The sequence below is a fragment of the Serratia sp. AS12 genome (genome assembly GCF_000214195.1).
GTDB lineage: Bacteria > Pseudomonadota > Gammaproteobacteria > Enterobacterales > Enterobacteriaceae > Serratia > Serratia plymuthica.
Window position 1 is genome coordinate 4,080,738 of the sequence record NC_015566.1, and the last position, 16,337, is coordinate 4,097,074.

The window sequence follows — 16,337 nt, forward strand, 5'->3', positions numbered from 1 at the left end:
TATTCACATAACAGACTGTTAGATAACAAAAAAATCATGCTATAGGATTCAGACCGCACGCACGTTGATAGGTTCCCCGGCCATTTTCTTTTTCAGGGTACGCTTGGTACGGTCGATCACTTCACCTGCCAATTGCCCGCAGGCGGCATCGATATCATCACCACGGGTTTTACGAACAATAGTCGTAAAGCCGTATTCCATCAACACTTTGGAAAAACGATCCACGCGGCTGTTGGAGCTGCGGCCATACGGCGCCCCCGGGAACGGGTTCCATGGGATCAGGTTGATCTTGCATGGCGTGTCTTTCAGCACCTCCGCCAACTGGTGCGCATCGTCGGTGCTGTCGTTGATATGATCCAGCATCACGTACTCGACCGTAACCCGGCCCTGATTGGCGTTGGATTTCTCCAGGTAGCGGCGGACCGCAGCCAGGAAGGTCTCGATATTGTATTTGCGGTTGATAGGCACGATTTCATCGCGGATCTTGTCGTTCGGCGCGTGCAACGAGATAGCCAGCGCAACGTCAATCATATCGCCCAGCTTGTCCAGCGCCGGCACGACGCCGGAAGTAGACAGGGTAACGCGGCGTTTGGACAAGCCGAAGCCGAAGTCGTCCAGCATGATTTCCATCGCCGGCACGACGTTGTTCAGGTTGAGCAGCGGCTCACCCATGCCCATCATCACCACGTTGGTGATCGGGCGTTCGCCGGTGACTTTCAGTGCGCCGATGATTTTCGCCGCACGCCACACCTGGCCAATGATTTCCGACACGCGCAGGTTACGGTTAAAGCCCTGCTGAGCGGTCGAACAGAATTTGCACTCCAGCGCACAACCCACCTGGGATGACACGCACAGGGTCGCGCGATCGCCGTCCGGAATGAACACGGTTTCGACCTGCTGATCGCCTACTTTGATCGCCCATTTAATGGTGCCATCGGCTGAACGCTGTTCTTCTGCCACTTCCGGCGCGCGAATTTCGGCGACGCTCTGCAGTTTGTTGCGCAGCACCTTGTTAATATCGGTCATCTGCTCAAAATCATCGCAGCAATAGTGGTACATCCACTTCATGACCTGATCGGCGCGGAAAGGTTTTTCGCCCATTTTGGCGAAGAATTCACGCATTTGCTGACGGTTCAAATCCAGCAGGTTGATTTTGGCCGTAGCCGGGGTTTCCGCGTTAACGGATTGAGTAGTCAGCGAATTATTTTCAGACACGGTGTGCTCGGACGTGATGGGTTCTAACATGATGATCTCTGGCCTCGTTGTTACACGTTATGGCGCTAAAGAATGGAAAGTAAGTGTGCGTTTTAATCGCACTGAAAAACGCGCCCCTGACAAGACGACTCATCAGGGGCGCGGCATTGTACAAATTTTAGTAGCGGGTTACCACGACTGAAAGGCATTCAGGGCATTTTTATTGTTTCAGCCGGTGAATGCTCATCGAGCCCCTGCAACCCACAGCACAGAATACCCTATGGATTTCAAGTTGCAGCCAACGACGCGGCGGCTTGAAAGACCGCGGGTATTAGCGCGGACAGATTTCGCTTTCGTTGAAGAAGTAAGCGATTTCGCGCTGGGCAGATTCTACTGCGTCAGAACCGTGCACGGCGTTGGCCGTGAAGCTGTCCGCGTAGTCAGCACGCAGGGTGCCTGCCAGTGCGTTGTCCGGGTTGGTTGCGCCCATGATGTCACGGTTGCGCTGCACTGCGTTTTCAGCTTCCAAAACCTGAACCACGATTGGACCGGAGGTCATGAACTCAACCAGACCGTCGAAGAATGGGCGGCCTTTGTGCTCAGCGTAGAAGCCTTCGGCTTGTTCGCGAGTCAGACGCAGCATTTTGGATGCGATGATTTTGAAACCGGCACGCTCGAAACGAGCGTAGATTGCGCCGATGTCGTTATTAGCTACAGCATTTGGTTTGATGATGGAGAAGGTACGTTCTACGGTCATGATGGCCTCTATATGGCTTCCAAAACTGGCCGGTCTGCAATTAAACGCGTGCCGGCCTTCTTAAGTGGCGCAGATTATATGTGCGCCGTTAACGCTTGCCTACGGGAAAATCAACATTTCATTAAAAATTATTATCTTCATTCTTCACTTTGCGCCCTGTAGGCCGGAGGTGAAAAATCGGCTTAATCGAGGTTAAAACCGCGTAGCGCCACCTGGCCACTCTCATCCAGCAGGCTGAGCTGGTAGCGGCCCGGCTGCGTCAACGTCTGCAACAGCGACTCCCCTTCCCCCACCAACTGGCCGTTCAGGAACCACCAGCGCTGCCCGCTTCCTCCCTGAGCGCTAACCCGCAAATCAAGCGCATTTTTACCCGGCAGGCGACGCAGTATCGCGCCGTCGCGTACGCCCAGCATTAGCAGCGGCGGCGCCTCCTGTTGTTGCAAGGGTGGGCACCGCGGATCGACGGCCGGCAAACGTTGGGCGCGGCGTTCCGCCGGCGGCAACCACGGCTCCAGCGGCGTTGGCCACAGCGCCAAACGATGCGCCACCGCCCCCGGGCAATCCGCCGCCACGCGCAGCCCGCGAGCATTCAGCCACACCAGGGGTTGGCTGCCCAACGCGCTTTCCTGGCCCGGTGCGGGCAGCGTTGGCGGCAAGGTTCCGTCAAGGATCCAGCTCAGGCGTCGCTGGCGACAGTTACTGTCCCCGGCGGCAAGCGGCTGCCCGCCAGGCCAGCAGATCTCCGCGCGGCTGACGCTCGCCGGGCGCGGATCGGTCGGGATCCCTTGCCCGCGCTGGCGCAAAGAGGCCAGCAGCAAATTATTGACCTGGTTTAGCAGCGGTACCGCCGTAGCGAAACCGAACTGCCCGGCCACCGGCGTGCCGTCCGGCCGCCCAACCCATATGCCCAGCGTGTAACGGGCGTTAACGCCAATCGCCCAGGCGTCGCGGTAGCCATAACTGGTGCCGGTTTTCCACGCCAGCGGCACGCTGGCAGGCAGCACGTCATCCGGTAACGGGCGCGCTTCTCCCGCCAATATGCGCCGCACAATCCAGGCTGCGCCCGGCGACAGCAACTGGCGATCGTAAAGCCCTTGCCGAGGCGTAAATCGCAGCGGCGCCACTTTGCCTTGACGGGCCAATGCGCTGAACCCGGCGACCAACTGATCCAACCGCGCGCCGGCTCCGCCCAGAATCAACGCCAGGCTCGGTTCGGCGTGGGCCGGCAGCCGCAGTTCCACGCCCACGTTGCGTAAATTGGCGGCAAAGCGTTTTGGACCGTAAGCCTCCAGCAGCTGTACTGCCGGCAGATTGAGCGAGCGTGCCAGCGCCTCGCTGGCGCTGACCGGACCGTGAAAACCGGTATCAAAATTGCCGGGCCGGTAATCGCCGAAGCGACGCGGCACATCCTGCAACAGCGATTCAGCGTGGATTAGCCCATCGTCCAGCGCCAGCCCATATAAAAAGGGTTTGAGCGTCGATCCTGGCGAACGCCATGCCGCCACCATATCAACATGACCAAAACGGCCGTTGTCATTGAAATCCAACGAGCCCAGGTAGGCGCGCACCTTCATGTTGGTGTGATCGACCACCAGCACGCCAACCGAGGTTTTTTCCGGCAATTGGCTCTTCCAGCCGCGCGCCAGTTCTTCCAGCCGCCGCTGTAACGTGGCGTCCAGCGTGGTCGTTACGACCTGGCTGCGGTTACCCTGCGTCATGCGCCGCGCCAGCAACGGCGCTAACTGAGGTACCTGACGCGGTGCCAGCCACAGCGCTTCCTGGCGAATTTCATTCACCTGTTGCGCCGGCCAAACGCGGTAATACGCCAGCCGCTCCAGCACCTTGTCCCGTGCGGCCTGCGCCCGCTCCGGGTAACGATCCGGCCGCAAACGGCTGGGCGCTTGCGGCAATACCGCCAGCAATGCCGCTTCTCCACGCGTGAGTGCCGAAGGCGGTTTGCCCAGATAGGTCCAGCTTGCCGCGCCAATCCCCTGCAACGTGCCGCCATAGGGCGCCCGGTTAAGGTAGATTTCGAGGATTTGATCCTTCGATAAATGCCATTCCAGCTGCGCGGTACGCCACACCTGTCGTAATTTGCCACCCAGCGTGCGCGGATGGGGATCGATAAGGCGTGCCACCTGCATCGACAACGTGCTGCCGCCGGAAACAATCTGCCCATTGCGCAGGTCCTGCCAGGCGGCGCGAGCCAGCGCCAACGGGTTGATACCGGGATGCTGATAAAACCAACGGTCCTCATAGGTCAGCAACGCTTGCAGGTAATAGGGCGACACCTGCTGCAAAGTCACCGGATAACGCCACACGCCGTCGCTGTCGGCATAGCGCCACAGCGGCGTGCCGTCTTCCGCCACCACCACTCGGGCCATCTCGGCATCTTTCAGCGGCAACGGCCACAGCCGGTCCGCCAGCCACAGCAAAGCGGGCGGCAATAAAATCACCAGCAGCCAAATTAACCCGCGGCGGCGCAAATGGGCGAGGAAGAGAGTCATAAGAAAAACATCGCTCCCTTGCCCCGCCACCGGTTAAACCTCCGGGGCGGGACAAGGTAAGTCATCGGGCAATCTCAAGTCGCGGCGGCGTAGCGCCTAACGCACGCCAGGCGGGCACATACATCGACTCAACCTGCGGAGCCGGCACCAGATAGGCACCCGGCGTCACCGCACGCGCCAGATACAGCAGCGTAGTATGACGGTAGCCGTCGATATTCACCGCCGCCACGTAGCGATCGTCGCGGAACTCCTGGTGCTTGATATCGGCCTGCTGCATGTCCTGCAACAGTTCGGTCACGCTGCTGGCGCTTTCGCCCAGGCTAGCGCTGCTGTCCCCCAGATTCTGGTTTTCCAGCTCCAGACCGGCCGGCAGCAGATCGACGACCAGCGCGTCCGGCACCGCGTTATCGGCCCAGACATCCAGATGCACCAGAATCAGCTGTCCGCTTTTCAACTGGGTCAGATCCACAGGTTTGCCGTCCAATCCCAGGAATTCACGGCGAATGTTCAGCACATTGCTCTGCGGCTGCGGCGCCTGCTCTGGGTAACCGACCAGATCGGCGCGGCTGTACAGCGTACCGCTGCCGGTATTGGTGAGTTGCAGCCCCGCGACCACCTGCTCGGCGGACAGGCTTTGCGTCAGTGCCTGGTTGCCGGACAGCGTCTTGCCCTGCACCGTTTGCGCCTGCCACGGCGTTTCAGCACTGCCGATCAGGTTACGCGCCGCCAGGAACAGCGCGTTGCTCTCCTGCGTGGACAGATAACGCTCGCCGTTAAGCCGCTCAGACAGCGACAGCAAGCGCTGGTCGCGTACCGCCGGCAACAGATTATTTTCGGTCAGCAGCGCCAGGATCATCGCATCGTCACGCAACGGGCTGCCGTAATCTTCCAGCCAGTAATCCTTGGCGTTGCGCTGTGTCGCCAGCCCTTGTTCGATCGCCTGATTGGCGCGCGGCATATCCCCCATCAGCTTCAGCGCGACGCCAAGCTGCACCAGCGGCAAGCCTGAGCGAGCGTCGGCACGGCGTTCATACAGCTGCCGCAGTGCGCCAAGCGGTGCCTGCTGTTGACGCGCCAGCACCAACCCGGCATAGGCCTGCACCGCAAAGCGGGTGTGATCAGGGAACGGGGTATAGGCGACGTCGATCTGACTGCGGTCCTGTAAATAGCGCTGCAAGCGGTTATTGGCTGCGGTCAATGCATCTGCCGGTACGCTGTAATTCTGCTCGCTGGCGCGGAACAGGAAGTCTGTGGCATAGGCGGTCAGCCAGAACTCTTCCTGACTGTCGCGGTTCCACAGGCCAAAACCGCCGTTAAAGCGCTGCATGCTGAGCAAGTGCTCAATGCCGGCATCGATGCTGCTGCGGCGGTTTTCATCACTGCCGGTTTTGATGCCCAATGCGCTCAGTTGCGCCCGGTTGGTATACAGCGACGGATAAAGCCCGCTGGTCGTTTGTTCCAGGCAACCGTACGGATAGGCGTAAAGCTCGCTGATATAACGCGCCAGATTAATCGGCGGCCTGCTGGTCAACAGCCATTGCCCCTCCAGGGTTGCCGGCACCAGGCCGGCGGCGGCATCTGCCGGCAGGCTCCAGCTTTCACCGGCGCGGATCACGCTGGCGAACTGGCGGGTTTGCGCCGGGTAAGCCGGGCGCACGCCAATCTTCCAGGTATGCTGATAATCTTTCAACGTTTCACCCGGCAGCGTCAGGCCACTGACCCTAAGCGCGACCTCCCCCTGGCCAAAGCCCATCAGCGCCTGCACCGGTATCTGCAGCGTAGTGCGTTCGCCGTTTGCCAGGCTGACCTGTTGTTCACCCGCACCTTGCAGCGCCACCAATCCGCTGGCGGCCAATTTCACCGTCAGCGTCTGCGGCTGGCCGGACAGATTACTGACGTCCAATGCCAACTGGGTGCTGTCGCCCCCGGCCAGGAAACGCGGCGTCGCCAGCTCTGCCACCACTGGCGCGGCAACCACGGTTTTGGCCTCCGCCTTGCCGAAGTCTTCGTCGCTCCACGCTTGCGCCATCAGCCGCAGTTCGCCGTTAAAATCCGGAATGGCGATCTGGATCTCGCCCTCGCCCTTGGCGTCCAGCTTAACCGGCTGCGCCTGTTGGGCCACGATGGTCACTGTGGTAATAGGTTTTTTACCGCCGCGCGACAGCGCATCTTCGTCGTCGCCGTCACCGCCGTAACGCAGGTTGGCCAGGCGCCCTTTCCCCTCAATCAACTGCCCGTAGACATCGTACTGATCGGCGCTGTAGCGCTTGCGGCCAAAGAATGCCTGATACGGGTCCGGCGTCGCGTAGTCGGTTATATTGAGAATGCCGCTGTCCACGGCGGAGAGCAGTACGTTGATTTGCTGCGGCGGTTTGCCTTCGCTATGGGTCGCCTTGACCTTCACCGTCAGCGTCTGATTCGGCCGCATACGCTGCGGCGCATCCAGCGTTAGCGCCAGTTTGCGCCCTTCGTCCACCAGCGGCAGATGCAACAGGCCCACCGCTCGCTTCGGCGTCGACTGCTGCTGTTTGTCACCAGGGCGGATCACCAACGCGCTGAGATACAGATCGTGGCGCCTCCAGTCCTGGTTAATCGGCACCTCGACATCGGCACCGCCGGCCGGCACCTCCAGCTCCTGCCACCACAGCGGGCCATCGCTCGATTCCACCAGCAAATACCCCTTGCCGGCGGCCGGCGCTTCAATGTGCAGTTTTACTTTTTCGCCCGGCTTATAGGCCGGCTTGTCCAGCTTCAGTTTCACCTGGTCCGGCCGCACCGCGCCGCTGCCGTTGGTGTTGTCTTGCCAACTGTAACCTGCCCAGAATCGCAGGCTGGTGATCAGGTTGCTCTGCGGATCCACCACTTCAATGCGATACGCGCCCCATTCCACCGGGAAACTCACCTTGGCGCTGCCGTTGGCGGCAATATCCAGGGTCTGTTCCGCCAGCGGCAGATCTTTCTTGTCATACAGCGACTGCCAACCTTCCCCTTCCGACCATTGCCAGTAATAGTCGCGGCGCTCACGCACCAGCCTGGCCTTCAGCCCGCTGGCCGCCAGCTTCTCCCCGGCGGCATTGGCGTAAACGATATCAAAAGCGGCCTGGGTGTTTTCATCCACGACCGGTTGAGCCTGATAGCTGTCGCTGCGGTAGTCATAAATCTGTTGTTTATTGAACAGCGGCCGAATGCCGGGCAGCGCATCGGCAGGCCAGATCGCCTGTTCGGCGCGACGCGTTACCGGGCGGCCGCCGGACTCCAGCAGGCTGGCCTGCAGGATCGCTTTCAGCGGGGATTTCACCTCGGCCCAACTGCTGTCTACCGCCAACTGCGCCTTGCCCGCACTGTCCAGCGCCTGATCGAACTCGTCCATATTGCGTGACAGGCTTTCTTCCGTCACCGAGCCAAATTCATAGCCCGGCAGGCTGCTGACCGCCTCACGCTGGGGCCGCAAGAACACCTGTCCTTGCAGGCGATTGCCGGAAGCCGGCGCACCGTACAGATAGCGGCCAGTGACGTCAAACACCAGTTGCGCGTCGGGTTGCAGCGGGGTTTTCTGTGCGGTGATGTCGAGCGCCATGCGCTCCGGCAGGAAATCCTCGACCTTGAAGCCGTAAAGCCGCGGCTGGTTGTCCCCCAGATTAAAGCGCAGCGACCAGTTGCCGGTCGGCCCGCCCTCGGGGATTTGATACTGGTATTGATACAAACCGTCCTGCGGCTGCCAGACAAAGCTACGTGCCACCTGATCGTCCGGCTTGACGATATCCACCTTCACCGGTTGGGCCGGCAGCGGCTTGCCGTCGGCATCGCGCAGTAAACCGTTGACGATCAGCGTTTCGCCCGGCCGATACAGATCGCGCGGGCCAAAAGCGAAGAACTGCTTGCTGTAACCTTCCGGTCCGGCGATATCAAACTCGGCCAGATCCAGCGCCGGCGTCGAGAGATCTATCATGCTGGTCTGGCCCTGTTGGGTAGCCAGCAACAAGCGCGCCTTGCTGTTTTTCGCCAGTTGAGCGTGCCCTTGCTTATCGGTCGTGCCCTGGGCCAGGGTTTGGCCTTTCTCATCCAGCAGGCGCAGCTCAACCGCGTTTAGCGCCGCACCGCCTTCCAACCCCTGGGTAAAGATGTCCAGACGATCGTGGTAGCTGTGCAGTGAAACGCCGATATCGCTGAGAGTGAACAAGGTCGCCGGATTGGTGTAACCGTAATGACCGGCCTGCTGCATCACCGCCAAATAAACGCCGGGCTGCTGCAACGCCTCGATACCGTTCAGCGGCAGCAGCAGGCGTTCGCGGGTATTGCGTTGCGGGTTGAGATCGAAGCGGCCGCTGTAGACCAGGTCGGCCATTTTCAACAGCTCTTCCGACTCCCAGCTGGAAAGCGCGTTGCGATATTCCCAGTTGGCCAGAAACGCCGGTAAGGCATCGGCCTTCACCCGGAAGAAGTTAACGTCCACGTTGTCGACGTTCAGCGCCATCACCGGTAACCCCTGCGCCAGCTTGGTCGGCAGCAGCGAGCCTTTGCCGGCAAAGCCGACGCTGGGTTTGATATCGCGGGTGGCGAGGGTTTGTTGCTGTTGTTGGCCCAGTTCGGCGCCGTTGACCGCTTTCAGGCCGCCTTCAACGGTCAGTACCAGCTTGCGGTTGGGTTGCAGATGACGCAACCGCAGCTCCATCAGGTTATCCGACAGCTCCCAGGCACCGTCGATTTTACCGCTGACGCTGTCGACCAGGTGAACCCGTGCGGCGAAATCCTGGTTCGGATCCAGCGGCAAAGAAAACGTCAGCACCATGGCGCTGGCGCCATCGAGTTGCAGTTCGGAAGCATCCAGCAACGTCAGCGGCTTGCCTGCGTCGCGTTTCGCCAGCACCGCCAGTGCGGCGGCATCCGGCCGTTTCGCCTGCGTGGCGCTGTTCGTCGGCCCATCGCCTTGCGCCACGGTTGTTTTTTGACCGCCATCATCGCAGGCGGCCAGCAGCAGCAAGCCCCCCGCCAATGCGATCCCCTGACAAAGTTTCTTGCCTGACGCGAATGCCCCTGAACGGCATGGTTTCATCGTTTAACTCCCTGGCAGCGTTTGCGCGACTTGTCGGCGCAATATCCGGATATGGATGAATAATAGCAGCGCTGCTCCCCAAGCCGTGAAACATTTCAATCTGTGTCGAGCGTAATGGCGAAGCGCTATGCAAAGAACTGTTACGCCGATCACACTGCGTAACGTTACTTGTTACCATTAGAGTTATTTGTTTTTAAAACAATAGGATAGATAGATAAGCAATCACGGCGCTGCTAGCATCAGATTCAACCCGATTGACCCCCGATACGAATAGCAATAATGAGGGCATGCAATGAACAGAGCAGTTAACGTGCTGCAGGATTTTGGCAAGTCGCTGTACGGACCGGTATTGATTCTGCCGATCGTCGGGCTGTTTATCGCCCTCGGCAACCTGTTTGGCAACGGCAATCTGGCGGGCTATATCCCCCTGCTGAATCACCCGTTGGTGCAAGACTTTGGCCAGTTGGTTTCCCGTTCCGCCGTCGCCATTCTGGCCAACCTGGCGCTGGTGTTTGCCGTCGGCATTCCCATTGGGCTGGCACAGCGCGATAAAGGCTACGCGGCGCTGATCGGTCTGGTGACCTTTATCATTTTTATCAATGCCATGAATATCACCCTGCAGCTGCACGGCAAACTGGTGCCGGCGGAGCAGATGCGCGCAGCCGGCCAGGGCATGGTGCTGGGCGTGCAGGTGCTGGAGATGGGCGTGTTCGCCGGCATTCTGATCGGCGGCGTGGCGGGCTATCTCTATAACCGCTACTCCGGCGTGCAGTTTAACGGAGTGATGGCGATCTATTCCGGCCACTGCTTCGTCACCATTCTGGCGATCCCACTGGCTATTGCGTTGGGTTTTGCTCTCAGCTACCTGTGGCCATACGCCCAACAGGGCATTACCCATCTGGCCTACGCGATTCACGGCGCCGGGGCGTTTGGCGTACTGGTTTACGGCTTTCTGGAACGCATTTTGATCCCCACCGGCCTGCATCACCTGGTCTATACGCCTTTCCTGTACACCGAACTGGGCGGCACGCAGGAGGTTTGCGGCACCGCCTATCAAGGGGCGCGCAATATCTACTTCGCTGAAATGGCTTGCCACAGCGTGAAGCAGCTCAGCCCGACGGTGGTGTGGGACGCACGCGGCATCAGCAAAATGTTTGGCCTGACCGCCGCGGCGCTGGCGATGTATGTCACTGCCAAACCGGAACGCAAAAATGCCGCCAAGGCGATCCTGATCCCGGCGGCTTTCACGTCCTTCCTGCTCGGCGTTACCGAACCGCTGGAGTTTTCGTTCCTGTTCGTCGCCCCGCTGCTGTTCGGCGTGCATGCGGTGCTGGCCGGGGTCGGCATGATGCTGTTTTACCTGTTCGGCGTGCATGCCATCGGCGCCAACGGGGTGATTGACTTCGTGTTGTATAACCTGCCGCTCGGCATCGAAAAATCCAACTGGCCGATGTACATCCTGGTCGGGTTGATTATGGCGGCGCTGTATTTCCTGCTGTTCCGTTTTCTGATCCTGAGGTTCGATCTCAAAACCCCCGGCCGCGAAAGCGATGAAACGGAAACCCGGCTGTATTCCAAAGCCGATTACCAAGGCAAAACCCCCACCGCCGCACCGCCAGCCACAGGTGACAGTATCGGCCATGTCATCATCGCCGGGCTGGGGGGCAAACAAAATATCGAAGGGGTGGACAACTGCTATACCCGCCTGCGGGTCAGGGTTCGCGATATCTCAACCATCAATGAGCAGCAGCTAAAAACCACCGGTGCCAAGGGCGTCATTCGCTCCGGCAACAATGTGCAGGTGGTGTATGGGTTGCACGTCAAGAAAATGCGTGAAGCGGTCGAAACCGCGCTTTAACAGGAGAATTACCATGACCAAACCCCCGTTCATTCTCGCCATTGCCGGTGGCGGCAGCACTTACACGCCGGGCATCGTTAAAAGCCTGATGGTACGTCTCGCTGATTTTCCGCTGGCGGAGATCCGCCTGTACGACATTGACGGCGAGCGGCAGGACATCATCGCCCCGGTGGTGGAGAAGGTGATCCGCGATCACAGCCAGAGCATCAAACTGACGATCACCACCGACCCGGAGGTGGCATTCAGCCACGCCCACTTCGTGTTCGCGCAAATGCGCGTCGGCCAGTACAACATGCGCGAACAGGATGAGAAAATTCCGCTGCGCCACGGCGTGGTAGGCCAGGAAACCTGCGGGCCCGGCGGGCTGGCGTACGGGCTTCGCACCATTTTGCCGATGGTTGAACTGATCGACCTGGTCGAGCGCTATGCGGACAACGCCTGGATCGTCAACTACTCCAATCCGGCGGCGATCGTGGCCGAAGGGGTGCGCCGTCTGCGTCCACAGGCGCGAGTGCTGAACATCTGCGACATGCCGGTGGCGGCGATGCGCAATATAGCGGCGGTGCTGGGGGTCGATCGCGAAGCGGTAACCGTAAATTACTTTGGTTTGAACCACTTTGGTTGGTTCACTCAGGTGCTGGTCGACGGTGTCGATCGCCTGCCGCAGCTGCGCGAGCACATCGCCAGGTTTGGCCTGCTGACCGAAGACGCGGCAGCCACCGATCCGCAGCATTCCGATCCTTCCTGGGTCAAAACCTGGCGCAACATCAAGCCGCTGATGGACCACTTCCCGGAATACCTGCCAAACCCTTATATGCAGTATTACCTGATGCCAAATCAGATCGTGGAACATCAAAATCCGGGCTATACCCGCGCCAACGAAGTGATGGACGGCCGCGAGAAAAAGCTGTTTGCCGCAGCGGCCGAGTACAAAAAAACCGGCATTCTGCCCGATGCTTTCCACGTTGGCGTGCACGGCTCGTTTATTGTCGACGTGGCACGCTCACTGGCCTTTGATCTGCGTCAGCGCCATTTGGTGATCGTTGAAAATCGCGGTGCCATCGCCAACCTGCCTTACGATGCCATGGTGGAAGTGCCGGCCTACATCACGGCTAACGGCCCGGAAGCGGTAACGGTCGGTAAAATTCCGCTGTTCTACAAGGGGCTGATTGAACAACAACTGGCCTGCGAACAGCTGCTGGTGGAAGCGACGCTGGAAGGCAGCTATGAGAAGGCGCTGCAAGCGTTCACTCTCAACCGTACCGTGCCAACCATGCAGCATGCCAAAGCGATTTTGGACGATATGATAGCCGCCAATCAGGATTATTGGCCGCAGTTGACGCAAGCCTATAAAGAAGGCATCACGCAATAATTTGTGCCCGGTAGCCGTCATCTTCTGCAGTACCCGGCCGGCCTTTCGGGGCTGGCCGCTCTCTTTTGCATTGAATCGCCGCCCTGCGCCCCCTAGGATAAGGCAACGCTTGCCACCGGAGGCATATTTCTTGGATAACCGTCTGGCTTCTTTGCTGCAACGCGGCGAGGATCTCACCCGCGCCGAATACCGGGTGCTGGCCTTTATCGCCGACCATGCCCTGCAGGTAGGCAAACTCACCGTACGCGAGCTGGCGCGCGAAACCTTTGTCTCCACCGCTACCGTGATGCGTTTATGTCATAAACTGGGGTTCAGCGGCTACAGCGAGCTGCTGTTCACCATCAAACAGCTACTGAGCGATAATCCAACGCTGGTGCTCACCTCCCCTTCGCCCGGCAATCTGCCGGCGGCGTTTCAACAGTTTATCGCCAACTACCAGCGAACCTTTGCCTACGTCAGCGCAGAGAAAATCGCCGCATTCAGCGACCTGTTGCAGCAGGAAGAAAGTTTTTACCTGTACGGCACCGGCTTTTCGCATCTGTTTGCCGAATATCTGGAAAAGAAGCTGCAGATCCTCGGTAAAAGCGCCTTTGTCTCCGGCGGCGGCGACAGCCGCGGTATTTTCCTCAACAACGCGCCTAAATACCGGGTGCTGATCGTGATTTCACGCAGCGGGAAGACCGAGCAGGTACTGGACAAGACGCGCATCGCGCGCAACATAGGTATGAAAGTGGTGGCTTTTACCCGAGCCTCCATCAACCCGTTAGCGCCGTTGGCGGATATTCACTTTCCGTTGTACGACGACGCCAGTGACGCGGCGGTCGATGCCGGTGAGATAACCTCGTTCGAATCGAACCTGGTGATGCTGATGGATTTATTGCTGTTGAGCGCTACCGGCGGGCTGCGCGCCGCACGGTAGCAAGAGAAGGGTTACTGCGTTTTGTCTGTGGAAGGAATGATGTTACGCAACCAACTGCCCCAACGGCGCTGATAGAAAGGTTGAGTATGGGTGATCAGATAATGGCTGACCCCACGCTCTTTTTCCGACACCAGACAAAAATCTACCGGTTCGTCGTTGGGCGCCGTTTCGCTGGCCACGCTGCCGGCTTCGTTGATCAAGGCTTCGATATCCCCTTGATCGCCATCCACTTCCAACCCCACCAGCAGGTTAGGCTTTTCATCCACCGCCTGATCATGCATCAGCGCCAGAAACGCGCGGCGTACCGGTTTGCGCTGGCTGAACAGCGTGGTCAACGCATCCACCATCGCGGACGGATATTCTTCCGGCTGGCCCAACAGGATCTGGGTATCCTTGTCGATATAGCGTTCCGCAGGCTTGGCTACGCCGCCGGTAGCCAGCAACATCGCGACTTCCTCGGGGTAGAACTCTTTGCCGTACTCGGCTTTCGGGTTAAGGAACAGATCCGCGCCTTCGGTAATCTCGAACAACACCCGCGCTGGCATGGCGATAAACGGCTGTTCATCTTCGACGGCTTTCTGCAACGCTTCCAGCGAGGAGAAGAACGGAATGATGCTGCCGCCGTCCTGTTTTTCCCAGTGCTGGATATTCACCGGAGTATCGGCATTCAGCGTAATATCGCCGTCCTGCTGCACCTGATCGCTGTCGCCGAGAATCAATACCGTGGCATCGAGCAACTCGCGGAAAAACGCCGGGCGATGGGCCGGCTCCGTCACCGCCAGCTTCAGCAGACGTTCAAGTTCGTTCTCGCCTGGGGCGGCATCGTGATGATGGGAACTCATGGCAAACTCCAGCAATTAAATAACGGGGCCCAGCATGCTGGGCCCCGAGGATAAACCATATTCTACCGCCCGCTGCTGCGGGCTTTCAATTATTTGGCTTTGCTCAGCAGCAGATTAGCCAGAGTCCGCACGCCCAGACCGGTCGCGCCGGCGGACCACTGATCCACCGCGCCTTTGCGGTAGGTCGCGGAACAGTCGATGTGCAACCAGCCTTGCTGATAGTTTTTCACAAAATGCGAAAGGAAGGCAGCCGCGGTGCTGGCGCCGGCGGTGTAAGCCGGGCCTGCCACGTTGTTCAGCTCGGCAAAATTGGACGGCAATTGGCTGCGGTGGAACTCGGCCAGCGGCAGGCGCCAGAAAGGTTCTTGCTCCGCCGCCGCGCTGGTCAACAGTTCCTGCGCCAACGCATCGTCAAAGCTGAACAGCGCATGGTAATCGTTACCTACCGCCGTTTTCGCCGCGCCGGTCAGGGTGGCGCAGTCGATAATCAGCTCGGGATTTTGCTCGCAAGCGTCAATCAGGCCATCGGCCAGCACCAAACGCCCTTCCGCATCGGTATTCATCACCTCAACGGTTTTGCCGTTGCGATAGCGAATGATGTCGCCCAGTTTGAAGGCATTGCCGCTGACCATGTTGTCGGCACAGCACAGGAACAGCTTCACGCGCTGCTTCAGGCCGCGAGCGGCAGCCAGCGCCAGTGCGCCGGTAATGGTGGCTGCACCACCCATGTCGGACTTCATCGAGTCCATAAAAGCGCTTTGCTTCAGGCTGTAACCGCCGGTGTCAAAAGTAATGCCTTTCCCCACCAGGCAGGCGAAGACCGGCGCATCCGGGTTGCCGGTCGGGTTGAAATCCAACGCCAGCAGCACGGGGGAACGATCGGAACCGCGGCCCACGGAGTGGAGGCCCGCGTAGTTCTGCTCGCGCAGATCTTCACCCTTGGTGATGCGGTAACTGACGGCATCGCAGCCGACATCACACAGCAGATCGACGGCGCGGGTGGCCAGTTGCTCCGGTCCCAGATCTTCTGCCGGCATATTGATGGTGTCGCGCACCCAGTCAACAATCTTCAGGCGCTGTTCCAGTTCTTTACGGTCGGCTTCCGGCAGTTCTGCCCACTCAACGCTGCGTTTGCCTTTCGGCCCACGGAACCCCTGCCAGAATGCCCAGCTGTTTTCCAGATCCCAGCCTTCACCGGCCAGCTTCACTTTTTTGATGCCCTGACCGTCGATTTTACGCGCGGCGCGCTGAACGCTGCCCAGTTTATCGTTGCCGGTCAGGTGAATGGTCATCCCTTCCGCATTGGTGCTCAGCAACGCTTTCTCGCCCCAGCGAGCGTCGGCAGGTTGGTGCGACAGCGTTACCAGCATAATTTCAGTTGTCATAGCCTTCTCACTCCGGATGTTCCCTTTATTATTTCATTAGGGCTTTATTGCATACCCTATGGATTTCAAATTGCAGCTAGGCGGCCAGCGATCTCATCCCCAGGAGCTTACTCAGGTAAGTGACTGGGGTGTGATCGTGCAGGTAACAACGCTGCAGTTTGAAAGACGACGGGTATGTCGGATACAAAATAAACGGGCCGCCCAAGGCAGCCCGTTACGCTATTTACTCCGCTTCATCTAACCAGACCAGCAGAATCGCTTCCAGTATTTTTTCGTTGGAAGCCTGAGGATCATCGTCGAACTCTTCGAGATCGCAAATCCACTGATGCATGTCGGTAAAACGTACGGTTTTCGGATCGGTATCCGGGTATTGGTCGTACAGGGCTTCGCCGATTTCACGGCTGTCGGTCCACTTCAGTCCCATTATGATCTCCAGCTCTGCGCCGCGAC

General features: G+C 59.1%; 11 protein-coding genes. 4 read left to right on the top strand and 7 right to left on the bottom strand.

The window, feature by feature from the left end:
- Positions 1-48: 48 nt before the first annotated feature.
- Positions 49-1,245 (bottom strand): bifunctional tRNA (adenosine(37)-C2)-methyltransferase TrmG/ribosomal RNA large subunit methyltransferase RlmN, encoded by a 1,197-nt coding sequence (locus SERAS12_RS19050; RefSeq protein ID WP_013814146.1) that lies wholly within the window; start codon positions 1,243-1,245, stop codon positions 49-51.
- On the opposite strand from SERAS12_RS19050, the gene SERAS12_RS26495 reads away from it, so the two are divergent.
- Positions 1,244-1,396: a hypothetical protein gene (locus tag SERAS12_RS26495; RefSeq protein ID WP_158307046.1), complete on the top strand. Its 153-nt coding sequence runs from the start codon at positions 1,244-1,246 to the stop codon at positions 1,394-1,396. The two genes, SERAS12_RS19050 and SERAS12_RS26495, sit on opposite strands and share 2 nt — an antisense overlap.
- A gap of 129 nt (positions 1,397-1,525) precedes the next feature.
- Here SERAS12_RS26495 and ndk read toward each other — a convergent pair whose 3' ends face one another.
- The 3 genes from ndk to SERAS12_RS19065 form a co-directional block, all read right to left on the bottom strand.
- The gene (gene ndk, locus SERAS12_RS19055; RefSeq protein ID WP_004952077.1) at positions 1,526-1,951 is read right to left on the bottom strand and encodes a nucleoside-diphosphate kinase; all 426 of its coding nucleotides are present in this window, start codon (positions 1,949-1,951) and stop codon (positions 1,526-1,528) included.
- 182 nt (positions 1,952-2,133) lie between these two features.
- A complete protein-coding gene (gene pbpC, locus SERAS12_RS19060; protein WP_041416309.1) occupies positions 2,134-4,458 on the bottom strand; it encodes a peptidoglycan glycosyltransferase PbpC in 2,325 nt (774 codons plus the stop codon).
- A 61-nt stretch (positions 4,459-4,519) separates the two neighbouring features.
- Positions 4,520-9,511 (bottom strand): alpha-2-macroglobulin, encoded by a 4,992-nt coding sequence (locus tag SERAS12_RS19065; protein ID WP_013814148.1) that lies wholly within the window; start codon positions 9,509-9,511, stop codon positions 4,520-4,522.
- A gap of 292 nt (positions 9,512-9,803) precedes the next feature.
- On the opposite strand from SERAS12_RS19065, the gene SERAS12_RS19070 reads away from it, so the two are divergent.
- The 3 genes from SERAS12_RS19070 to SERAS12_RS19080 all read left to right on the top strand — a co-directional run bounded on the left by SERAS12_RS19070 (position 9,804) and on the right by SERAS12_RS19080 (position 13,660).
- Positions 9,804-11,369, top strand: a complete 1,566-nt coding sequence (locus SERAS12_RS19070) for a PTS transporter subunit EIIC (RefSeq protein ID WP_013814149.1) — start codon at positions 9,804-9,806, stop codon at positions 11,367-11,369.
- A gap of 13 nt (positions 11,370-11,382) precedes the next feature.
- Complete coding sequence (locus tag SERAS12_RS19075) at positions 11,383-12,741, top strand: 6-phospho-alpha-glucosidase (RefSeq protein WP_013814150.1); 1,359 nt, start codon at positions 11,383-11,385, stop codon at positions 12,739-12,741.
- Between the two features lie 130 nt (positions 12,742-12,871).
- A complete protein-coding gene (locus SERAS12_RS19080) occupies positions 12,872-13,660 on the top strand; it encodes a MurR/RpiR family transcriptional regulator (protein ID WP_013814151.1) in 789 nt (262 codons plus the stop codon).
- A gap of 11 nt (positions 13,661-13,671) precedes the next feature.
- Here the strand turns inward: SERAS12_RS19080 and sseB are convergent, their stop codons facing one another.
- The 3 genes from sseB to iscX all read right to left on the bottom strand — a co-directional run bounded on the left by sseB (position 13,672) and on the right by iscX (position 16,311).
- Complete coding sequence (gene sseB, locus SERAS12_RS19085) at positions 13,672-14,502, bottom strand: enhanced serine sensitivity protein SseB (protein WP_013814152.1); 831 nt, start codon at positions 14,500-14,502, stop codon at positions 13,672-13,674.
- Between the two features lie 89 nt (positions 14,503-14,591).
- Complete coding sequence (gene pepB, locus SERAS12_RS19090) at positions 14,592-15,887, bottom strand: aminopeptidase PepB (protein ID WP_013814153.1); 1,296 nt, start codon at positions 15,885-15,887, stop codon at positions 14,592-14,594.
- Positions 15,888-16,110: 223 nt separating this feature from the next.
- Positions 16,111-16,311, bottom strand: coding sequence for a Fe-S cluster assembly protein IscX (gene iscX, locus SERAS12_RS19095; protein WP_006327336.1), 201 nt, complete (start codon positions 16,309-16,311; stop codon positions 16,111-16,113).
- Between the last annotated feature and the right edge of the window lie 26 nt (positions 16,312-16,337).